The organism is Paenibacillus sp. J31P316, assembly GCF_056269105.1.
In genome coordinates, this window is record NZ_JBWDNI010000001.1 from 1,110,315 (window position 1) to 1,130,416 (window position 20,102).

General features: G+C 57.2%; 20 protein-coding genes. 13 read left to right on the plus strand and 7 right to left on the minus strand.

Annotated features, from left to right (window positions below):
• Positions 1 to 88 precede the first annotated feature (88 nt).
• Together AC0YNU_RS04855 and AC0YNU_RS04860 are read right to left on the minus strand one after the other, a co-directional pair.
• A complete protein-coding gene (locus AC0YNU_RS04855; protein ID WP_475753671.1) occupies positions 89 to 2,575 on the minus strand; it encodes a GH116 family glycosyl-hydrolase in 2,487 nt (828 codons plus the stop codon).
• Positions 2,572 to 3,942, minus strand: coding sequence for a glycoside hydrolase family 140 protein (locus AC0YNU_RS04860; protein ID WP_475753673.1), 1,371 nt, complete (start codon positions 3,940 to 3,942; stop codon positions 2,572 to 2,574). Before AC0YNU_RS04860 ends, AC0YNU_RS04855 begins: the two co-directional genes overlap by 4 nt.
• 307 nt (positions 3,943 to 4,249) lie before the next feature.
• Between AC0YNU_RS04860 and AC0YNU_RS04865 the strand changes: the two genes are divergently transcribed.
• A complete protein-coding gene (locus tag AC0YNU_RS04865) occupies positions 4,250 to 4,672 on the plus strand; it encodes a hypothetical protein (RefSeq protein ID WP_475753675.1) in 423 nt (140 codons plus the stop codon).
• A 24-nt stretch (positions 4,673 to 4,696) separates the two neighbouring features.
• Here the strand turns inward: AC0YNU_RS04865 and AC0YNU_RS04870 are convergent, their stop codons facing one another.
• On the minus strand, positions 4,697 to 5,464 hold the full coding sequence (locus AC0YNU_RS04870) for a TioE family transcriptional regulator (protein WP_475753678.1): 768 nt from the start codon (positions 5,462 to 5,464) through the stop codon (positions 4,697 to 4,699).
• Between the two features lie 197 nt (positions 5,465 to 5,661).
• Here AC0YNU_RS04870 and AC0YNU_RS04875 point away from each other — a divergent pair, with 197 nt between their 5' ends.
• From AC0YNU_RS04875 to AC0YNU_RS04920, 10 genes are all read left to right on the plus strand, one after another.
• Positions 5,662 to 7,248 carry a plastocyanin/azurin family copper-binding protein gene (locus AC0YNU_RS04875; RefSeq protein WP_475753680.1) on the plus strand — a complete coding sequence of 529 codons (1,587 nt, stop codon included), beginning with the start codon at positions 5,662 to 5,664 and terminating at the stop codon, positions 7,246 to 7,248.
• Positions 7,249 to 7,270: 22 nt separating this feature from the next.
• Positions 7,271 to 8,200 carry a cupredoxin domain-containing protein gene (locus AC0YNU_RS04880; protein ID WP_475753682.1) on the plus strand — a complete coding sequence of 310 codons (930 nt, stop codon included), beginning with the start codon at positions 7,271 to 7,273 and terminating at the stop codon, positions 8,198 to 8,200.
• A gap of 69 nt (positions 8,201 to 8,269) precedes the next feature.
• Entirely contained in the window at positions 8,270 to 8,845 is a 576-nt protein-coding gene (locus AC0YNU_RS04885) for an RNA polymerase sigma factor (protein WP_475753684.1), read from the plus strand.
• Entirely contained in the window at positions 8,842 to 9,642 is an 801-nt protein-coding gene (locus tag AC0YNU_RS04890) for an anti-sigma factor (RefSeq protein ID WP_475753686.1), read from the plus strand. Before AC0YNU_RS04885 ends, AC0YNU_RS04890 begins: the two co-directional genes overlap by 4 nt.
• A gap of 356 nt (positions 9,643 to 9,998) precedes the next feature.
• Positions 9,999 to 10,820, plus strand: coding sequence for a helix-turn-helix domain-containing protein (locus AC0YNU_RS04895; RefSeq protein ID WP_475753979.1), 822 nt, complete (start codon positions 9,999 to 10,001; stop codon positions 10,818 to 10,820).
• A gap of 102 nt (positions 10,821 to 10,922) precedes the next feature.
• Complete coding sequence (locus tag AC0YNU_RS04900) at positions 10,923 to 11,918, plus strand: ABC transporter substrate-binding protein (RefSeq protein ID WP_475753688.1); 996 nt, start codon at positions 10,923 to 10,925, stop codon at positions 11,916 to 11,918.
• Positions 11,919 to 11,937: 19 nt separating this feature from the next.
• A complete protein-coding gene (locus AC0YNU_RS04905) occupies positions 11,938 to 12,942 on the plus strand; it encodes a FecCD family ABC transporter permease (protein ID WP_475753690.1) in 1,005 nt (334 codons plus the stop codon).
• The gene (locus AC0YNU_RS04910; protein ID WP_475753692.1) at positions 12,939 to 13,925 is read left to right on the plus strand and encodes a FecCD family ABC transporter permease; all 987 of its coding nucleotides are present in this window, start codon (positions 12,939 to 12,941) and stop codon (positions 13,923 to 13,925) included. The genes AC0YNU_RS04905 and AC0YNU_RS04910 overlap by 4 nt, the downstream gene beginning before the upstream one ends.
• Positions 13,926 to 13,997: 72 nt before the next feature.
• Positions 13,998 to 14,702, plus strand: a complete 705-nt coding sequence (locus tag AC0YNU_RS04915; RefSeq protein WP_475753694.1) for a metal-dependent hydrolase — start codon at positions 13,998 to 14,000, stop codon at positions 14,700 to 14,702.
• A gap of 186 nt (positions 14,703 to 14,888) precedes the next feature.
• Positions 14,889 to 15,617 carry a hypothetical protein gene (locus AC0YNU_RS04920; RefSeq protein WP_475753696.1) on the plus strand — a complete coding sequence of 243 codons (729 nt, stop codon included), beginning with the start codon at positions 14,889 to 14,891 and terminating at the stop codon, positions 15,615 to 15,617.
• A 178-nt stretch (positions 15,618 to 15,795) separates the two neighbouring features.
• Here the strand turns inward: AC0YNU_RS04920 and AC0YNU_RS04925 are convergent, their stop codons facing one another.
• The 4 genes from AC0YNU_RS04925 to AC0YNU_RS04940 all read right to left on the minus strand — a co-directional run bounded on the left by AC0YNU_RS04925 (position 15,796) and on the right by AC0YNU_RS04940 (position 18,109).
• On the minus strand, positions 15,796 to 16,257 hold the full coding sequence (locus AC0YNU_RS04925) for an SRPBCC family protein (RefSeq protein ID WP_475753698.1): 462 nt from the start codon (positions 16,255 to 16,257) through the stop codon (positions 15,796 to 15,798).
• A 62-nt stretch (positions 16,258 to 16,319) separates the two neighbouring features.
• Positions 16,320 to 16,760, minus strand: a complete 441-nt coding sequence (locus tag AC0YNU_RS04930; RefSeq protein ID WP_475753700.1) for an SRPBCC family protein — start codon at positions 16,758 to 16,760, stop codon at positions 16,320 to 16,322.
• Positions 16,757 to 17,260 carry a MerR family transcriptional regulator gene (locus AC0YNU_RS04935; protein WP_475753702.1) on the minus strand — a complete coding sequence of 168 codons (504 nt, stop codon included), beginning with the start codon at positions 17,258 to 17,260 and terminating at the stop codon, positions 16,757 to 16,759. Before AC0YNU_RS04935 ends, AC0YNU_RS04930 begins: the two co-directional genes overlap by 4 nt.
• A 177-nt stretch (positions 17,261 to 17,437) precedes the next feature.
• Entirely contained in the window at positions 17,438 to 18,109 is a 672-nt protein-coding gene (locus tag AC0YNU_RS04940) for an O-methyltransferase (protein WP_475753704.1), read from the minus strand.
• A 201-nt stretch (positions 18,110 to 18,310) separates the two neighbouring features.
• Between AC0YNU_RS04940 and AC0YNU_RS04945 the strand changes: the two genes are divergently transcribed.
• Both AC0YNU_RS04945 and AC0YNU_RS04950 read left to right on the plus strand, forming a co-directional pair.
• Positions 18,311 to 19,201: a LysR family transcriptional regulator gene (locus AC0YNU_RS04945; RefSeq protein WP_475753706.1), complete on the plus strand. Its 891-nt coding sequence runs from the start codon at positions 18,311 to 18,313 to the stop codon at positions 19,199 to 19,201.
• Positions 19,202 to 19,287: 86 nt separating this feature from the next.
• Positions 19,288 to 20,052, plus strand: coding sequence for an SDR family oxidoreductase (locus AC0YNU_RS04950; protein WP_475753708.1), 765 nt, complete (start codon positions 19,288 to 19,290; stop codon positions 20,050 to 20,052).
• Positions 20,053 to 20,102: the final 50 nt, after the last annotated feature.

Sequence of the window (20,102 nt, forward strand, 5' to 3'; positions counted from 1 at the left end):
GCGTTTGTTCACCCGATTATGGCTAGTCTCGCCCGTAAAATAAAAAGCGGCTGCCGAGAACAATCTCGACAGCCCGCCTCACATTCCTCTATCCACGCACGTTTGCCGATTGCGTCATTCTCCTGCCGTTCACCTGTACATCGTTCAATTCGCCGTACAGCACCTCGATGTCCCAATCTGTCTGACCGGAGGTCTCATCGATCGTTTGCTTATAGATGCCCCATGCCGTACCGGTACTCCAGAAGCAGGAGAAGTCATCCTGGAATAGCTTTGGCGCGAATGACATCGTGCGGCCTATCATGTCGCAGGTATAACCGCTGATCGCAGGCAGCAAAGCCCAACTGGCCATTGAACGAGCATAATGGTTGCCGCATTCCACCTCGTTCCACGGATTACGGCGAATGCCGTCATGACGTTCGCGCAAGGCTTTGACGAGCGTCAGCCCCTCCTCGATTAAGTCCTCATAGATCAAGTGGGCCGCTACCTGATACTCAATCCCCGTCCACACTTCGTCGGAATAAATAAACGGAAATCGCGGCCGTCCCCCCTGAGGCCAGGAGCATAACAGCAGCCCTTTCTCATCGCCTAGCGCATACGTTCGCTGGACGTTGGCATGCTGCGAGAAATCCGTCCGGAAGTTATAGCGATACACCGAGCCAATGGCCGACTTCACATGTTCCTCCGGCAAAATATAGCCGAGTCCGGCGACATGCGCCATAAACTGGCCGATCAATTGGTCGGACAGACAGCCCGTGCCTTGCTGATATCGGTACGCATCCGCATCGTCGAGCCGTTGGATATAATACTCCCCGCCCCACAACATCGCGTCCATGGCGGCACTGCCTTGCATCCAAGCTGCCGCGTAGAATCGGCTTCGTTCTTCGTCGCCGATATGCGCGGCCATTTCCGCTCCAGCCTTCAAGGCGGCATAGAACATCGTATTCGTCAGCGAGTTCGGTCCGAAGAATTCCACGTCGTACGTATTGTGCTGCTCGCTGTCCAGCACGAAGTCGCCGTCGGCATCCCAATAGCGGAACGCAAAATCAAGCGCCGATCGGGCTTTCGGCCATAGCTCCCGCAGGAAAGCGTCGTCGCCGCTCAGCCTCCATTCCCGGTAGAGACGCACGATCGTGCCCAATTGCCCGTCGGCAGCAGGAACCATATCCCACCGCTCGCCGCCGAACACTTTGTTCGTGCGGAACGACATGCTCCCTTCTTCGTCCGTCTCCAGCAGAAACTCTACCCGGCGCATCGTCCTTTCCAAAGCGGGAAAAAGAAACGCCAGCGTCTGCGCGTAATTCCACACATGCGTGCATGATCCTTCGCAGCTGCCACGATGATCGAAGCCGCCTTCCCAGCCAAGAAGCGTGCCGTCTTGGATGCGAAAACAAGTCGTGCTGCGGAGCACGGTAATGTTAGCGGCGAGCGCGTCGATGACGTAATCCGGCAGCGTGCTGCCGAACAACGCGCGGTGAAAGTCTCTCGAACCGCCTTCAAGCCGGGCGATGTTCGCGTAGAGATATTTTCCGGCAGCCCATGCGTCCGTGAACAGATTCGCGTAGTAATTACGTTCCATGCCGATCCCGTCGCCAACCGGGAAGATATGCCCCTGCCACGCCTTCGGCCGATTCGGGAAATGCCAGCTCAGCACGAATTCAAAGATCCGCTCCTCGCCCGGCGCAAGCGTATGTCGGATGCATACCGATCCATACCGCTCCTTCCCCCCGGCGTGGAGCTTGCCCATCCCAGACTGCGTATTCTTCCAGGCTTCCACCCTGCCGTCCTCGGCGAAATCGGTCCAAAACTCCTGAATGCCGTCCCACCAGGCACCGGGCAGCCATTCCTCTTTCATGCTCACGCCTTCATCGCGAGTCATGAGCGACATCGTGCCATTGCGCAGATGCTCGGCGGGAAGGTCGGGCGAATAGAAGAAAATCCCCTGCAGCCCTTCCGCAGACCGGCGCTCATTGCGCACTTCGCCGGCGAGCCGCATGTTATGGAATAATTCACGCCCCTCATAACCAGCCGCGTTCGCAAGCGACCCGGCGATCGAGATTTCCGCAGGTCGGTCTGCCGTATTCGTCACAAGATAGCGGATGACCGCGCCCGGAATGCCCGAGTCGTCGGGATTCAGCGGAATGAATGGCGTGAATGCTTCCATGGAGACCTTGACCGGCAAGACGGGGTCCGTGAAATCCACATGGACGAACGGATACTCTCCCCGCAGCTGCGAGGCGTCCAGTCTCGGCAATCCTGCCAACTCATCGGCGAAGAAGCCGTGCGAATTCGCGAAAGGCGGCGTCAGCTTCGCTTCGAGCACCTTGGCCACAGCCTCTTCTTCGCCAGCCTTGGCACGAATGGCAAAGAACGAATAAGGCAGCGCATTGCCTTTGCCTTGGCTGTTGAACAGCTCCCAGTCGCATAGCTGCCCGCGCGAGCCGACCGAAATATTGCCGGTGCCAATGCCTCCGAGCAGAAATTTCGCTTCCCGCGCAGCTTGCGAATAGGAACGCTGCGGCCCTCTGCTCAGAAGCTCCTCCGTCGTGTACGGATATCGTTCGTGATCGTGACTCATACGGTTTCTCCTTTCGCTGCCGCCGGACGGGCCAGCCGTTCATTCATCCCGTCGTCGGATGCCGCTTCCAGCAGCAACACCCAATCTTCGCCTCTGCCGCTTGTCGGCGGGACGAATCGCTGTATGCCGGCTTTGACGTACGCGCCCGCATCCGCCCATCGCCCGCTTCGGGGATCGAACCAGGAAGCGGCGACAACCGGAGTTCCCAGCCGTTCCAGCACCGCTTCGAACGGGATGCCGTTCGGCGTATAGAGCAGCGCATATCCGCTGCCCCGCGCAGCAGCCATACGGTTTGATCCAGGTCGGTTATTGGCCACCAGAGCCGGGTCGGGCACGCGGTCAAGGCCTGTACGCGTTTCGATCAGTGTCCGGAGATGACGCATTTGCGTTGCGCCGGGCCTATCCAGCGCCTGCTTCCATGTCATGATGAACCGGTCTCCGGATTCCGCGGCCATCGACCAGACCGAGTTATGGCCATACGTATGCCCGCACGCGCCGGACAAGACCGAGTAGTAGGCGGCGATACGCACATCCGCCGCGTCGAAATACCCGTTCTTCTCCGCGTCATGGTCGCGAGGATGATCCTCGTAGCATGGCTCGCCGTCGAGCACGGGCTTCACAGGCGTTCGGGCATAATCCGCCGCTGCCAGCTTATCGGACTGTCGCTCCCCGAGATGGCGGTGACCGGACTGCATCATGTTAAAGTTCAGCCATCGCTCCTGATGCATGAACGAGGCGGACGTCTGACCGCCCGGCGGATGGAACGTCATGAGCTGGTTTCCGCCGCCGCCCTCGGACAGTCCCTCCGCCATTTCGTTCACTAGATCGAAATGCACGCGCGTCGTCAGCCATCGGTCGCCGCCCAGCACCCATATAATAGAGGCTCTGTCGCGGTACCGTCTGCCGATCCACTCACCGTACGCCCGCGCATTGGCGATATTAATAATTTCCGGTCCGATGCCGGACGCTTGGTGGAACTTGTCTCCCCAAGTAGGAAGCAAGGCCACATAGAGCCCCAACTCCTCCGCCGCGTTCACGATATAGTCGACGTGATCCCAATAGGAATACGGTCCGTCCGTGTCCGGCCGCAGCGGGTCCGGCAGTCCGTCCGCCCCCGGCTTGAACGGCAGCCGGCCGTGCGCGTTCGGCGATGTCACCCCTTCGAACTCTGCCAGCGCAACCGCTTGAATGACGTTATACTTCCAATCGGCTCGATTGGCCAAATAATGCCGCGCCTCTTCCCGGTTCAGCCTATGAAACAGCTCCCAGGCCGTATCGCCAAGCCAGAAGAAAGGCGTGCCGTCTTCTCGGACGAGAAATCTCCCATTATCGCTGACCCGCAGCGTCTGATTCGCGTTTGCAGTCATCCCTAATCCCCTTGCCTTCGTTATTTGGCCTGGCTATCTCCTTGTTAGGATAAATCCGGCGGCTGTCCGCAGGAAGAGAAAATCTTAACCTGTTTTATGGAAAATCGTGATTATTTACGGCCGTGCGGACCGCGGCTGGCGGCGAGACCCCAGCAATCCGATGGCAGACGCATTGAACAAACGCGAAAAGGCAGCCCACGCCGTGGAACTGCCCTGAAGTTGGATATGCTAGCATGGAAGCATGCTTTTGTGTAAACCAATAATCCCCTTCCCATGTCCACTCGCATGAACACGACAGGAGGCACCTATGTACGTATTCAAAATAAACCATCGATGGTCTGTCTTCGCTCAAGAAGCCGGTCTTGGCGAGGCGGCCGCCATCCGGATTACGAATACGGCCTTACTCCAACCCATGGAAGGTCCGTCGTACTGGATTGAATTCGAGCGGGATGGAAGGCGCTTCCATCTGTATCACCTGCACGGCCCTTCTGGCCTTGACCGGGATGAACTGCGGGAATTGAGCGCGGCCTACGCCGAGGTTCCTCCCGAAGACGTGTTCGGCGTTCCCGCACAGCAAGCGGCTGCCGTCACGAATGCACTCCACGCCTTCATGCAGCAGCAATATAATTCCATTCAAACATCCGTCGATTGCGGAAACGGCATCGAGCAAGCCAGAGCACAGATTCACAATGTCCGCATGAAACACTGGCTGCCTCACCTCTCGCGCTGATCCTTCCTGCAGCCGGCCGTTCGTCTACGACTCCATTGTCCCTTCTTCGGATGGTTCCCCGATCAACCCGACTTCCCGGCACAGCTCGACCAGCTGGTGCGCGCCGTAATATTGCCTGCGATTGCGAGCATGGATCGACTGCAGCGCCTCCGCGGTCACGCTTCTCGCCTTCTCCAGGCTGTGATGCTCCACGGCTTTCACGATTTCCTTCATTTTCTCCAGAAAATAAACCGTCCGGCGCAAGGTGCGAATCAGCAAGATTTGCCGGATATGCGTCGTGCTGAACAATCTGTAGCCGTTGTCCGGATCCCGCTCCGGCTGCAGCAGCCCTTCCCGCTCCCAATGCCGGATCGCCGACGTCGGCACGCCCGTAAGCTCGGCCGCTTCCCCGATCGTCATGGCGTTCTTCGGCAGCTTGCCCGGAATGACCGGCAGCTCCGGATTGCGAAGCAGCTCCAGCGTACGGTCGGCAACTGCCTTGTCCTCCTGGAGACTGGCCTGTTCCCGGTTGAGCAGCCATAACGCTGCATCCATGTCACCGGCTTGAACGTGGCGTAGCACTTCGCAGCCGATTGCCGTGCCGAAACCGGCGAACAAGGCGCGAAGACACCGGAAGTACACGGCATGCGTCTTCGTATACAGCCGATAGCCGTTCGCCGCCCGCTCCGGAAGCGGCACGACGCCCCAAGCTTCGTAATGCCGCAGCGCGCTCGTGCTGATGCCGAGCTCCCGCGCGATTTCTATGGGCTTGTAATAGACCGGTTCCACCGCCCCACCTCTCCTCTTCCCCATGTCAACTTTTCTCCTACTATAAGCAATCGCGCAGTGGAAATAAAGTACCTGTCCGCGGGCTATGAAGCTGCCTATTCGCCGCCCTAACGCCGGTTCTTAGCCCAAGCCGGTCAAAAAATCAATTTTCCGCTCAAACCGAATTCCCGCTTCCTTCGTTTCTCTCTGTGATGACCCCAATCTCAAGGAGGAATGAACCGATGAAAGGAAAACGTTTAGGGCTGTTCGGTTTACTGCTTGCGCTTTGTATCACCTGCCTGGCACCGGTAGGCAGTTCAGCTGCGGAAGCCGCCAGCACGATTGTCACGACAGACGGCCAGACCGCGGCCGGGCTCGGTCTGCTGCTCGGCGATGGCGACGGCGTAACAGCCGCTTATCTAGCGAAGAGCTCCACCCGCATTCAAGCTGCCATCATTTCTCTTCGTCTGCAGGGACAATTGTCGCAAGCAGAAGCTTTCAAGGGCACGGATAATTTCAATGATGCGGCTTCCGTCGGCACGACCAACCGCGCGGTGCTCGGTTACCTGAAAGCGCATCCCGAGCTCGGCTGGAACGGAACGGGCGGCGGCGGCTTCAATCCGCTGGCGCTGATCAGCTCCCAACAGTTCTACAAGGTGCTGCTGGAATCGCTCGGTTACCGATCCGGCAAGGACTTCGACTACGCGAAGGCCGAGACGTTCGCCGCCGATAAAGGACTGGGCCAAATCTCGGGCACGGCAAGCTTGACGAATGCCCACATCGCGACCGCCCTGGTCGAGGCACTTAGCGCAGCAACCGCGGACGGCAAGACACTACTGGCCTCGCTGCAAACGAAAGGCGTCTTGTCCTCGTCCGCAGCGCTTCCTGCCGCCGAACGTCTTCTTGTTCATCGCGACGCGAAGCTTGGCACGCTCTTCACCGACAGCAAGGGCCGGACGCTGTATTTCTTCACGAAGGATGCCGCGGATCCGAACAGCTGCGTCGGCGACTGCCTGAAAGCTTGGCCGATCTATACGACGCGCGACCTGCAAATTCCCGCTTCTCTGAATGCCGCGGACTTCGGCGTGCTGAATCGCGCGGATGGCACCGCGCAAACGACGTATAAAGGCTGGCCGCTCTATTACTTCGTGAAGGATCAAGCTCCCGGAGATACGTTGGGCGAAGCGGTCGGAGGCGTCTGGTTCGTCGCCAAAGCGGATTATGCGGCAATGCTAGGCACCTCGAAGACGTTAGGCAACTATTTGACGGACGCGAAGGGCAGAACGCTGTATTACTTCGACAAGGATACGGCCGGCACGAGCGTCTGCGAAGGTACTTGCCTCACGAATTGGCCTGCCTATTACGCTGACGGCTCCTCCCTTCCGACCGGCGTGAACCCTGCGGATTGGGGCACGGTCACCCGTTCCGACGGAACGAAGCAGGCGGCTTTCAAAGGCTATCCGCTTTATTATTTCATCAAAGACGCCCATACCGGCGATACGCTGGGGCAGGATGTGAGTCACGTATGGTTCGTCTTGGATCCTGCCGCCTTCAAAGGCACGACGGCGCCGGTTGCGAAGACGTACAACATCGACATCATGGATTATTCCTTCGGCTCGGGCCCGCTCACCGTGGAAGCAGGCTCCCATATCGTCTTCACGAATCACGACGACATGCAGCACAACGCTGTCGCGGTCGACGGCAGCTTCAGCATCCCGCTTCTCTCGAAAGGCGAATCCGCTACGATTACGTTGACGAAGCCAGGCGTTTACGATTATTTCTGCCAGCCGCATAAGAAATTCATGACCGGTCAAATCATCGTCAAATAAGCAAATGAAAGGCGGAATTACAATGCCAAAGCAACGACTACGAGCAAGCCGCCGCACTGCGCTGGCCGGAATCGGCCTCCTGCTGCTGGCCTGCTGCTTCATGCTCTCGGCGTGCGGAAGTTCCGGCAGCAAGGATTCATCCCAGTCTACCGCGAATACGGCCGCAGCCCAGTCGAATGCAGACAGCACGGACCCGGCCGCCAATACAGGGAACAATGGCTCTTCGGCGGGCGGTACGGATAACGCCCCGGTCGGAGACACAGCTGCTTCCGGCAACGCAGGCGGAGGCGGCGATCAATCGGCGACGGCTCCTTCCGGCGACAAGGCTGACGATTCGGGCAAGGATGCAGGCGACGACCACCCTTCCGCTTCGAATCAGGGCGGCGACGACAAGTCCGCCTCTTCCGGCAAGAACGGGAAGGACGACAAGCCCGGCAGCGACGATAAGCCGAAGCCGGCCGATTCGGGCAAAGGCGCGGGCGACGACCATCCTTCCGCTTCGAATCAGGGCGGCGATGACAAGTCCGCCTCTTCCGGCAAGAACGGGAACGACGACAAGCCCGGCGGCGACGATAAGCCGAAGCCGGCCGATTCGGGCAAGGGCGCGGGCGATGACCACCCTTCCGCCTCGAACCAGGGCGGAGACGACAAGCCGAAACCGGATACGGGCAAATCCGAACCCGCGCCTGCCGCCAAACCGAAAACCTACACCGTCGAAATCAAGGATTTCGCCTTCTCGCCCGACAAGCTCAGCATTAAGCCGGGGGACAGCGTCACCTTCACCAATCGCGACGAAGTGAAGCATTCCGCGACCTCCGTCGACGGCGTATTCGATACGAAGCTGATCGCCCAAGACACTTCCGTGACCATTTTGTTCAACGACGCCGGTTCGTTCAGCTATATCTGCACCCCCCATCCTGCGATGCAGGCCGTCGTCGAAGTGAAGAAATGACGTTCACGTAATGGCCGTTTCAAGTTACAATGAAGACTATAAAACATGCCTGACCTGGAGGCGCCCTGCATGCAGAACCTGTCTGATTACGAATTGATGCTTCTCGTCAAAGGCAAGCAGCATGCCGCGCTGTCCGCCTTGTACGACCGTTACGCGGGACTCGTCTACTCCTTTGCCTGGAAATCATTGCGGGAGGAAGCGGCGGCCAAAGATATCGTGCAGGCCGTCTTTCTCCGGCTGTGGACGACCGAATCGTCGTACGACCCCGAGAAGGGGAAATTCACGAACTGGCTGCTTACGATCGTTCGCAATATAACGGCCGACGTCCTGCGGAAGCGGCGCAAAGAAAACGTGGGCGTGCTTCATTACTTGCGGGAAGATCTCGAACGCATCCCTGATCGGCTGAACCTGTCGCCGGAGCAGCAGGCGGAGCATCAATTCGTGAAAGAACAGATTCGCGGCGCCTACAGGCATCTAAGCAAACAGCAGATCACGCTCTTGGAGCACTTCTATTGGCAAGGCTACACGCTGAGCGAGCTGGCGGCGTTATACAACCAGCCGCTGGGCACGGTCAAGAACCGGCTCCATCAAACATTGAAAATATTGCGAAGACACTTGTCTGCAGAAGGAGTAGGAACGGGATGACGGAACGAGGACGAATGCCCATATGCGAAGACTGCCTAAGCTATGTAGCCGGCTTGTGCAGCGATGAAGAAAAGCGCGTGTTCGAGCTTCATCTCCCGACTTGCGACAGCTGCCGGCAAGAGCTTGAAGATTTGCGAATCGTGTGGGAGGCACTTCCGGCCAATATGGAAATGATGGAACCGCCCAAAGAACTGAAGGATCAAGTCATGAACGCCGTCCGCGAAGCAACGATCGCAGAGAATCCTTCCGGCGATGGCAAGCGCAAGCCGCTCCCATTCACGCTCGGAAGACCGGGCTGGAACCGGCTGCCGCGCAGTCGAAAGCCGATTCTCGCCCTCCTCTCCACCGCCGCCGTCGCTGCAATCGTGCTGCTCTCCGTCTGGAATGCCGAGCTTCGCCGCGAGGCTGCCGCCGCGCCGCTGCCCGTGGAGCAGGCGCTGTCCGTTCCCGCGTCCAGCATCCAGCAGCTGGTGTCGCTGAAGTCGAAGGCTCCCGAGACCGCCGAGTCTTCCGGCGTGGCCTGCATCGTCGATAACGGGCAGAACCGGCAGTTCGTCGTCTATCTGTTCGGCGCGCCTCCGACGCTGGGCGAAGAAGCCTATCAGGTATGGCTGATCAAGGACGGCAAGCGGAGCAGCGCAGGCACGTTCCGCGTCGACGGGAACAGTCGCGGCATCGGATTGCTCGCGATGCCGATTCAAAGCGAGAAGCTCGATTTCGATTCCATCGGCATCACGCTGGAGCCGGATGAACGCGGAAGCCAGCCGCGGGGAAGCAAGATGTATGGTTCAACGTAAATAAGTTTTGCTGCCGCATGGCTTTTCCCATTATTCGCCTGGACGGTTGGCGGCACGCGAGTAATAATAGGATCAACCGGGCTGAACAGGCTAGCTCCAAATGTTTCCGTATCCTTGTATGTCCGCCGCATGCACGATAGACTACAGCTGTGGGTAAACGGCGTTCACCTCGTCAACGGCATCGGCATTCACATTCGGCTGAAGCGCCGTCAGCCGTAATCGCCCTCCGCGCAGTCCTTGGGAACAAGGGCTGGCGGAGGGCATTTTTCTATCTAGTCTTCAATAAATGTTTTCTATCAGATCTTCTAATACGGACGGATCTTCAATATGAGTCCTCTATACGGTTGTTGAAAGGAATGACCCGCGTGCGCTTCCAGCAATTCAATGCAATGATCCCTGTGCTCTCTCATATCTCCGCCAGCCAAACCTCTCAGGTTATCCAGCCCGTCGAAGGCCTGCATGTGCTGCTCGTCGTGCGCCAAGGGCATGTTACGATTTCCGCGACCGAGCTTGGGCTGCCTCCCGTAGTCTGCTCGCAAGGCTACGCCATCCATCCTTCCCAAGGAGCGCATGCCATCGAAGTGCCGCGGACCAGACAAGCCGATTACGTCGTGATTACCTATCGCGTACAGCCGGCGAACGCGGAGTGGGATCTCCATGGCCAGCTAAGCACGATTAGCGAAATCAAGATTCACTATATGCTCGATGATCTGTTCTTGAAATTCGCCGAGCTCCGCCATCCGCTGACCGAAGAAGAAGAATGGATCTATCAATGCCGGACCCGGTTGATGCTGGAACGCATCCTGTTTATTTTCTTCTACGAATCGCAGGCAAGGCTGGATGACAGATCCCCGGCCCGCAAAATCGAAGATGCGCTGACCTATATGAACGAGCACTATATGCTGAAGCTCACCCTGCCCATGCTCGCGCGGCGCGCCGAGATGAGCGAAGGGCATTTCACCGTGCTGTTCAAGAATCATACCGGGACGACGATGACGAGCTACCTGCGCACGCTCCGCATTGACAAAGCCAAGCAGATGTTCGAACAAACGCAATTGTCCGCCAAAGAAATCGCGGGCAAAGCCGGTTTCCTTGATTATTTCCACTTCAGCCGGGTATTCAAGAAGGAAGCCGGCTGCTCCCCCACTGCTTATCAGCAAAGCTTCCCAACAATCTAAGAATAGGACATGCCATATCTAATAATTAGATATGGCACTATGCCAGCCTCTCGGCTACAATTCTAAATGATAATAATAATCATTTGCAGGAGGAATACCATCATGATTCCCTGGTTCAAACGCACGCTAATCCTTACCCTGATCAGCTTATTCGCCGTCGGCTTAGCGGCTTGCGGTCAAAAGAACGAGAGTCAGAACGAGAACGCTGCGGCCAATACGGCTAACACGGCAGCTACTAATCAGAACGCCGGCAGCTCGGATACGTCCGCCAACGGCGCGATTACGGTCGAAGACGCGCTTGGCACAGTTACGCTTCCGAAAGCGCCGCAGCGCATCGTCACGATGGAGTTCAGCTTTACCGACGCGCTCGCGACGCTGGGCGTACAGCCTGTGGGCGTAGCCGACGACGACGACCCGACGTTGTTCATGGACGCGGTCAAAGACCAGCTCGAAGACTACACGTCCGTCGGCTCGCGCTATGAGCCGAACATTGAATTGATCAGCTCGCTCCACCCTGATCTCATCATCGTCGATCTGAATAAGCATAAGGAAGCGTTCGACCAGTTGAAGGGCATCGCCCCGCTGCTCGTACTGGACGATTATCAAGCCGATTACGAGCAAATGCTCGCCAACTACATGATTATTGCCAAGGCACTCGGCAAAGAAGCCGAAGGACAACAAAGGCTGAGTCAGCATGAAGCGACGATCGCCGAAGCCAAATCGAAGCTGAAAGACACGAAGCTGACCGTATTGCCCGCAGTCGTCAACCCGAAAGGCTTCTTCGCCCACTCGGATCACGCCTACACCGGCTCCTTCCTTGATATGCTCGGGTTTTCCGATCCCGTCAAGGACGAGAATTCCTACCCGCAGCTGACGTTAGAGCAGCTGGTCGAGACGAATCCGCAGGCTCTGTTCCTCATGCCGACGGAGAAGGAAACGATTGTCGACCAGTGGAAATCCAATCCGCTGTGGAGCAAAATCGATGCCGTCTCGAACGATCGCGTATTCACCGTCGAACGCCGCGATTGGTCGCTTGCGCGCGGATTGATCGGCTCCGAGAAAATGGTCGAAGACATTCTCGCCGATCTGGGAAAATAAGATGAACGCGGCGATTTCCATGGAAAAGCAGAGACGATCCAGGTCTCTGCTCTTCCTTTTTTCTATTGCTGGCGCGCTGCTCGTCTCCGGCTTCATCTGCAGTTTGAAATGGGGACAAGCACAGGTATCCTGGACGACGCTGTGGGAGGCGGTTACTTATCGGTCCCACGATAAAGCTGACCTCTTCATTCAGACGCTGCGCCTCCCCCGCGCCCTGACTGCCTGTATGGTCGGCATCCAGCTTGCTCTCGCGGGGCTGCTTACGCAGCTGACGGTGAAAAACCCGCTCGCCTCGCCCCATATTCTGGGCATTAACGCCGGAGCCGCGCTGGCCGTCGTGTTCGGGCTTGTCGCTTTCGCCGACTTCTCCCTGATGGCTTCCATCCTGTTCGCTTTTCTCGGCGCGGCGGGCGGCGCGCTGCTCGTCTGGGCGCTGGCCGGAACCGGGCAAGACAGCCATGTCCGGATCGCGCTGGCCGGCATTACGATTCACTTCCTGCTCTCCGCGCTGACGGAAGGCTTGATTATCATGAATCAGAGCTCCACGGACAGCATGATGTTTTGGCTTGTCGGCTCGCTTAGCCAGGCTTCTTGGCTGGATGTGCGCTTGCTGCTGCCTTTCTTCGCGGGCGGAATGGTTCTGCTCGGCTTCATGCTCCCGTCCTTCCGTCTCCTGCTGCTCGACGATGAGCTTGCTGCGGGCATCGGCGGGCGAATCGCCGTCATTCGCGCGATCGGCATGCTGCTTGTGATCATCCTTGCGGGGTCGGCTGTCGCGCTATGCGGTCCGATCGGCTTCGTCTGCTTGATCGTGCCCCATATCGCCCGCGCGCTCGGCGGCAGCAACCTGAACGTGCTCATCCCGCTGACCGGCTTGCTCGGAGGCGCGCTGCTCGTCTATGCCGATTTCGCAAGCCGGTTCATCGCGTTCCCGTTCGAGTCGCCCGTCGGCATCGTCACGTCCGCGATCGGCGCGCCTTTCTTCATTTATTTAGCCCGGCGGAAAGGCGGAGGCGTGCGATGAACAAAGGAATTGCCATACTCGCTGCCGCCCTTCTCATGTTGGCGTTGATCGTCGTAAGCGTGCGTGTCGGCGCCGTGCCTGTCTCGTTCGAGGATATGAACGCTTCGCTGCTGCGCCGATCGAACCCTTCTTCCTTTATCATCGAACATATTCGTCTTCCGCGGATTGCCGTCGGCATTCTTGCCGGCTTCGGATTAGCGACGGCCGGCGTTATTCTCCAAGGCGTTTTGCGGAATCCGCTGGCCAGTCCCGACGTGATCGGCTTGACCAAGGGCGCCGGATTCATGGCTGCGGCCGTCATCTTCCTGTTCCCGAAATCTCCCGTGTACGTGCTGCCGATGGCCGCATTCGCGGGAGCATTCCTCGCCTTTCTGCTGCTGCTTGCCTTGAGCCGCGGATTGTCGCTCTCCCCGGCTGCGCTGGCGCTCGTCGGCGTCGCGATCGGCTCGATCTTTCAATCCGGCATTCAGTACTTGATCACGAAGCATCCGAGCGACATCAATATGGCATTGACGTGGATGGCCGGGAGCCTATGGAGCAAAGGATGGGATGATGCGCGTTCCATGCTGCCGTGGATTGTCCTCCTGCTCCCCGCAGCCTGGCTGAGCTCCGCCAAGCTGAACGTCTTTCAGCTAGGCGATGAGACCGGAATATCGCTCGGTCTGCGCATGATCCGCGAACGTTTCTGGCTGCTGCTGCTCGCCGTGGCCCTGGCCGGCATCTCGGTCTCCGCCGTAGGCTCCGTCGGATTCGTCGGCCTGATCGCGCCGCATATCGCCAGAAGCCTCGTCGGCTGCAAGCATCAGTGGCTCATACCGCTCGCAGCGCTGATCGGCGCCGACTTCATGCTCCTGGGCGACTGCCTCGGCCGCATTCTCATCCTGCCGCGGGAAGTGCCGGTCGGCATCATGACAGCGGTCATCGGCGCGCCGTATTTCATCTATTTGCTGCGGCGGGAACGGCTGCAGCGGCGGGGACGTTGAAACAGGCCGTCGATTATGTCACTATTAAAGGGAATGATTCATCAACGTAACCGATAAAGGAGCGCGATCCCTGTGAAAATCAATTATCATGGCCATGCCTGCATTCAAATCCACACGGGCGGCAAATCACTCGTCATCGATCCTTTCCTTAGCGGCAATCCCGTTGCCAAAATCAAGCCGGAGGAGCTCAAGGTCGACGCCGTGCTGCTGACGCATGCGCATCAGGACCACATCCTGGACGCAGCGCCGATCGCGATCGAGAATAACGACGCTCCCGTCGTATCGATCGTCGAGCTCGCGGCTTACATGTCGTGGCAAGGCGTGAAAAACTCCGTTGGCATGAACATGGGCGGCACGTTCGATCTTGGCTTCGCGCAAGCGAAAATGGTCCAAGCGTTCCACAGCTCGGGCATCGTCATCGAAGAAACGAAGCAAATTTTGTACGCGGGCATGCCTGCAGGCTTCCTCGTGTTTGCCGAAGGCTTGACGATTCTGCATGCCGGCGACACGTCGCTGTTCGGCGACATGAAGCTGATCGGCGACCGCCATCCGATCGACGTCGTCTTCCTGCCGATCGGCGATCATTACACGATGGGCCCCGACGATGCGCTCCAAGCGGCACAATGGTACAACGCGAAGCTGACCGTGCCGATTCACCACAGCACGTTCCCCGGCATTAAGCAGGATGCGGAGCAGTACGTGCGCCGGCTGGAGGAACTCGGCCTGAAGGGCAAAGTGATGGCGCCAGGCGACGAGTTGGAAGTTGCGGGACGGTAGTAGCGACGAAGACGGGTGCAGTGTAAACGAACGTTTTTCGTCATGTTGACGGTATGGTAGCCTTGTCGTAAATGTAACTGGCCGGAGCTGCTCAGCGTTGAGCGCTTCGGCTTTTCTTTTTATGGGGGCAGCATCGTCGAAACTTTGACTGCAACAGCCCGTCTATAGGGGTGGGGGTGTTTCATAATGAAATCATCTAAACAATGGAGAATGATTTCGCTAGCACTTTTGATGATGATGATGATGATGATGGCTTCCGGCTGCAGTATGTTGGGCCAAGCAACATGTCATACTTCCGAGCTGGAATGGGACGATTTCCTCATTATCAATGACATCACGTATTCTCAAAACCACGATGGAACCACACCCGTACCAGCATCGCAGCTTGGTGAACAGGTAGGGAAAATAGCCTACATGCTAGATAATCTTGCTTGTTCGGGCCATGTATCCAAGAACGGGGACGCGGCATTTCTGCCGATCGGCACCGGTGTTTATGCATTAAAGGGCTATAAATCGGAGTTTCGCGTCGCGGCGAATAACAAGGTTTACGAAGTCGCGGATAATCCGAATGCCGCAACGATGGGTAATCTCTTGGACATTGCAGGCAAGGTGGAGAACGTCAGCCTGGAAAGCGGAATAGACGGCAGTCCAATCGGCGACTTTAGCCAGGAGGCGTCAACGGAATTCGTACGTGCGCTGCTGCCTCTGACCTATGTCGGCTTCGATGCGGTTTACGAGAAAATCAAGCATGACAACGGCGTTTTCCTGCGGGTGCATCTTCGAGATGGCACGTCTTTTCGAATGGTCTACTATCCGCAAGGAAATGCTTTCTCCAACGGTGCCTTCGGAACCGAACCATTGCAATCGTTAATCATGTCGCAGAGACAACAAATCAAAGCCGCAGCCGGAGTATAAGCGGAGCTTGAGTCGCGTTGCTGTGTTTCGCTTTCTACGCTCGGCTTACTTCGGGTTATCGCGCGTAAAAACAAACGGGAATCGACCCCTAGATCGATCCCCGTTACTTCGCTTGCCGCAAGTTTTCTTTTACAGCGCCGTTCGCTCCGCACTTCGGCCAAGCCCAGACTCTCCGTTGTCAAACCAGCTTCGCAACGACTTCCGACAGCTTGTCCAGGTTTTCCTCGTTCCCCTGGCCGGCATACTTCTTCACCTGCTCGAAGACGGCGGCCGTCTCGAATTGCTGACGGAAGATCATGCCCGTCTTGCCGTCCAAGTCCTCGAACACGGCGGTAAGCCGGAACACCGGCGCAAGCACATGCTTGAGGACGATGCGCTCGGGGCTCGTAATCTCTTCGAACGTATTCGTGTTCGGGTAATCGACGCCGTTCGGCCCATGCATGACGAATTCCCATACGCCGCCGGGACGCGGATCGAACGCGCTGAACGTATTCGTGAAGCCTCTGGGTCCCCACCACTGCGCAAGAAGCTCCGGATCCGTCCAGGCTCTGAATACCGTCTCCCGCGGCGCATCGATGACGCGCGTAGCCACCAGTTCATTCTCGCCGGGCGTTACCGGACTTATCTGTTGATAGGTCATATCCATCCCAACTTTCTAGATTGGTTATTGATGGTGCCACGATCGATCGCCCGCTCGCTCGTTTACTCGGACAAGCATTTTCCCAGCATATCCAGCATGATGCCGGTGCCATGCTCGCGCTGCGCCACGGAATCGTGTCCGTCAAGGAAAGCGCCCTGCTCGGTAAAGACAAGTTGCGTGCCGTTCTCCGCTGCCTTGAACTCCACCGTCACGACGGAGACCGAGACCCGCGCCTCGTTCATATCGAGGATGTACGTGTACACGATCCGCTCCCCCGGTACGATTTCCTGGTATTGCGCTTCGAAGTTGATCGACATGCCGTCCGGCATCGTATTCCGGCTGCTCTCATGCCCTCCTACGCGAAATTCGAAAACATCCGCTTTCGAAAACCAGTTGGCCTTTGCCTCGGGATTGGACCAAGCGGCGAATACGCGGTCCGGCTTAACGGCGTAGACGCGTTCGATTACAAATGTAGCATGTTCGGCCGAGCGTTCTGTCGTCATATTATAGTTCCTCCATTATTAGAATCGTCTTCTTCGGAGAGAAACACGCCCAATCGATCGAGGCTGTTCTCCATATTCTTCTTCCGTTCAAAGAAATATTTCTCATGACTCTTCTTCATTGTCTGCAGCAGCCCGATAAAATCGTTCACGGACAAGCCTTCCTTCGACGCCATCAAGCTCGACACATGCTCCAGCTCGCCGAGCAGCTTCTCCTGCACGCGAATCGTTTCTTTCACGCGGGCCGTCTGCTGCGCCACGATATCCGCCGGACTGAATTCCCCGCCCGTCAATACTTCCCTTACTTCGTCCAGCGACAGGTTCAGTTCCTTGAGCGCCAGAATTTGATGCAGCCGCGCAATGTCGGTCTCGTTGTACAGCCGATGCCCGGAATCGGATAACGACGATGGCGAGAACAGGCCGATGCCGTCATAGAATCGCAGCGTCCTAACCGTCAGTCCGGTCAGCTTCGCCAGCTCGCCTACCTTCCACGTTTGTTTCATAATCATCTCCTTTGGCTCTCAGCCGTTTCTACCGGTACCTTTACTATAAAACATGACGTTACGTAAGGAGCAAGCGAAAATCTAACATCGATGAAAAAATATTTTTCAGGCAGCGGCTTGGGACGCAAAAATCCCGCCGTACGCTGTTCGCAAGCGCAGGCGGGACGACCTCTCTATTCAGCTGTTCACGATGCCGATCATGAATCCGTCGTAGCCTTTGCTCCCGACGGTTTGGATCGCGGTCGCCGATATGCGCGGCTCCTGCGCGAGAAGATCATAGAAGGCCCGCACCCCTTTCACGCGGGGATCCGTGCTGTGGCGGCTCGCGACTTCGCCTTCGCGGACGACGTTGTCGCCGATGATGACCGTCCCGGGATGCGAGAGCCGCAAGGCCCACTGCAGGTAAGCCGAATTGTTCGGCTTATCCGCATCGATGAAGATGAGATCGAAGGGCTCCGCCCCTTCTTGCGCCAGCTTCGCCAGCTGCTCCAGCGCGGTTCCTGTCCGGATCTCGACGAGATGCTCCAAGCCGGCCAGCGCCACGTTGGCCTGTGCGACTTTCGCGTAATTCGGGTCCAGCTCCAGCGTAACCAGCCGCCCTTCCGCAGGAAGCGCTCTTCCCATCCAGATCGTGCTGTAGCCGCCCAACGTTCCGATTTCAAGAATCCGCTTCGCATTCGTCATCCGGGCGAACAGCTGCAGCAGTTTCCCTTGGTTCGGAGATACGTCGATCGGCGGCAGATCCGCTTGACGGTTCGCATCCAATACTTGCTCTAAAATGAGGTCCTGCGGGATAAGACGCTCCGTTATATAATCGTCCACAAGATTCCAAGCCGTGTTTGCGTTCATGTCGCCAGCTCCTCGAATCGAATTTGGTGGTGCTTTCGACTTCATTGTAGCTCCATTCAAATCATAAATATAATATATCTTTATGACGAACTGATATAATAAATATATGATTCCGAATGACTGAACGAGGACTTATCGAATGATTCAATGAATCAATGAATGAATGATGAATGAACGAGGACTTATGGAGGAGACTTGTTTATGAACTTACACGCCCTGCGGCTCTTTCACGTGATCGCTTCGACGGGAAGCGTCACGCGTGCTTCCGAGCTGTTGAACATCAGCCAGCCGGCCATAACGGCCCAAGTCAAAAAGTTCGAGAAGGAGCTGGCCTTCCCGCTCCTCCAACCAAGCGGGAGAGGCATTGCCCTGACGAATGCCGGCGTCCATATGGCGTCGCTTGCCAAGCGGCTGTTCGCCATGGAGCAGCAGATCGAACAGTTTTGCGAGGAATACCGGCGCGGCACGAGCGGTCACATCCGAATCGCCGCCACCTATCTGCCGGCGCAGTTTCTCATTCCCGCCTGGATCGCCAAGTTCAAGCAGCGCTACGAGCAAGTGGAGATGACGATCACGACGACCAATTCGTCCGATGCGCTGCAGCTGCTGTTAAACATGGAAGCAGACATCGCCGTCTATGGCGGACTGCCGGAGGAATATCCCGACACCGTTCAATCCGAGCAGCTGTTCCGGGATGAGCTGTGGTTCGTCGTCGCTCCGGATCATCGCTTCGCCGGCAAGCGCGTGCCGCTGCACGAGATGATGAGCGAGCCGTTCGTCATGCGGGAGGAAGGCAGCTCCACGCGCGAACGATTGCTCGCGCTGTGCAGAACCTATAGCGTGCCGATGCCCCGGATCGCCCTGCAGTTCAATGGGCTGCACGAAGCCATCACCGCCGTCATTGCCGGATACGGCGCGAACTTCGTCTCGTCGCTCGTTGTCCGCGAATACGTCCAGCGCGGCGAGCTGAGCCGCGTGTTCGTGGAAGACGTCCATCTGCTGAACACGATCGCGATCTGTACCCGCAGGAATGAGCCTTTGTCCGCAGCGGCCGCGAACCTTGTCGCGCTTATTCGGCAAGCGCATGATTGAAGCTCAAATTAGAGAGCAACATTACAAAACTCACCTCGTGTTATAACAATAGTGTACTTTGTTAGACACAAGAGGAGATGAAAATAATGGGTAAGTTGAAAGGCAAGGTTGCATTAGTTACGGGCGCTAGCCGAGGGATTGGGCGTGCCATCGCGACGCGCTTGGCGCTGGAAGGTGCATTAGTAGCCGTTCATTATGGCCAGAACCGGGAAGCAGCGGAAGCAGTCGTTCGTGATATTGTGCGTACCGGAGGAACCGCGTTCATGATTGGCAAGAAACTGGGCTCGGCAGAAAGTATAAAGGATTTTTATTTCGCGTTGGATGAAGCCTTACAAGAACGTACGGGTGACGCTCGTTTCGATATTTTAGTGAACAACGCAGGGATCTCCCTGGTAGCTCCCATTGCGGATACGACTGAAGAATCTTTCGATGAAATCATGACAATCAATGTGAAAACGCCGTTTTTCCTTACTCAACAAGCTTTGCCGCGTTTACGCGACGAAGGTCGAATTATTAACCTGTCGTCCGCTATAACGAGAATTTCCCTGCCTGCCATTCCCGCATACAGCATGACCAAGGGGGCAATCAACACGTTGACGCTCTCCTTATCCAGCCAACTAAGCCTGCGTGGAATAACGATCAATGCCATTCAGCCCGGGTTCGTTGCCACGGATATGAATGCCGCGATGCTGCAGGATCCTGCCAGCCATAAATACGGTGCGGATTTTTCTGCCTTTGGAAGATGGGGGCAGCCAGAAGACGTCGCGGATGTCGCCGCTTTTCTAGCATCATCCGATAGCCGCTGGGTAACCGGGCAATTGATAGATGCCAGTGGAGGTTCTCATTTGTAAAGTCTACCTCCTGTATTAAAGGATTTATCTTAGCCAAATAAAAATGCCCC

What these genes read in the sequence shown, in the direction of transcription:
- AC0YNU_RS04945 (WP_475753706.1), top strand. Translation starts at nt 18,311, where the DNA reads ATGAACTTACACGCCCTGCGGCTCTTTCACGTGATCGCTTCGACGGGA.
- AC0YNU_RS04940 (WP_475753704.1), bottom strand. Translation starts at nt 18,109, where the DNA reads ATGAACGCAAACACGGCTTGGAATCTTGTGGACGATTATATAACGGAG.
- AC0YNU_RS04950 (WP_475753708.1), top strand. Translation starts at nt 19,288, where the DNA reads ATGGGTAAGTTGAAAGGCAAGGTTGCATTAGTTACGGGCGCTAGCCGA.
- AC0YNU_RS04890 (WP_475753686.1), top strand. Translation starts at nt 8,842, where the DNA reads ATGACGGAACGAGGACGAATGCCCATATGCGAAGACTGCCTAAGCTAT.
- AC0YNU_RS04895 (WP_475753979.1), top strand. Translation starts at nt 9,999, where the DNA reads ATGACCCGCGTGCGCTTCCAGCAATTCAATGCAATGATCCCTGTGCTC.
- AC0YNU_RS04920 (WP_475753696.1), top strand. Translation starts at nt 14,889, where the DNA reads ATGAAATCATCTAAACAATGGAGAATGATTTCGCTAGCACTTTTGATG.
- AC0YNU_RS04875 (WP_475753680.1), top strand. Translation starts at nt 5,662, where the DNA reads ATGAAAGGAAAACGTTTAGGGCTGTTCGGTTTACTGCTTGCGCTTTGT.
- AC0YNU_RS04880 (WP_475753682.1), top strand. Translation starts at nt 7,271, where the DNA reads ATGCCAAAGCAACGACTACGAGCAAGCCGCCGCACTGCGCTGGCCGGA.
- AC0YNU_RS04930 (WP_475753700.1), bottom strand. Translation starts at nt 16,760, where the DNA reads ATGACGACAGAACGCTCGGCCGAACATGCTACATTTGTAATCGAACGC.
- AC0YNU_RS04855 (WP_475753671.1), bottom strand. Translation starts at nt 2,575, where the DNA reads ATGAGTCACGATCACGAACGATATCCGTACACGACGGAGGAGCTTCTG.
- AC0YNU_RS04860 (WP_475753673.1), bottom strand. Translation starts at nt 3,942, where the DNA reads ATGACTGCAAACGCGAATCAGACGCTGCGGGTCAGCGATAATGGGAGA.
- AC0YNU_RS04925 (WP_475753698.1), bottom strand. Translation starts at nt 16,257, where the DNA reads ATGACCTATCAACAGATAAGTCCGGTAACGCCCGGCGAGAATGAACTG.
- AC0YNU_RS04905 (WP_475753690.1), top strand. Translation starts at nt 11,938, where the DNA reads ATGGAAAAGCAGAGACGATCCAGGTCTCTGCTCTTCCTTTTTTCTATT.
- AC0YNU_RS04870 (WP_475753678.1), bottom strand. Translation starts at nt 5,464, where the DNA reads ATGGGGAAGAGGAGAGGTGGGGCGGTGGAACCGGTCTATTACAAGCCC.
- AC0YNU_RS04885 (WP_475753684.1), top strand. Translation starts at nt 8,270, where the DNA reads ATGCAGAACCTGTCTGATTACGAATTGATGCTTCTCGTCAAAGGCAAG.
- AC0YNU_RS04935 (WP_475753702.1), bottom strand. Translation starts at nt 17,260, where the DNA reads ATGAAACAAACGTGGAAGGTAGGCGAGCTGGCGAAGCTGACCGGACTG.
- AC0YNU_RS04865 (WP_475753675.1), top strand. Translation starts at nt 4,250, where the DNA reads ATGTACGTATTCAAAATAAACCATCGATGGTCTGTCTTCGCTCAAGAA.
- AC0YNU_RS04910 (WP_475753692.1), top strand. Translation starts at nt 12,939, where the DNA reads ATGAACAAAGGAATTGCCATACTCGCTGCCGCCCTTCTCATGTTGGCG.
- AC0YNU_RS04900 (WP_475753688.1), top strand. Translation starts at nt 10,923, where the DNA reads ATGATTCCCTGGTTCAAACGCACGCTAATCCTTACCCTGATCAGCTTA.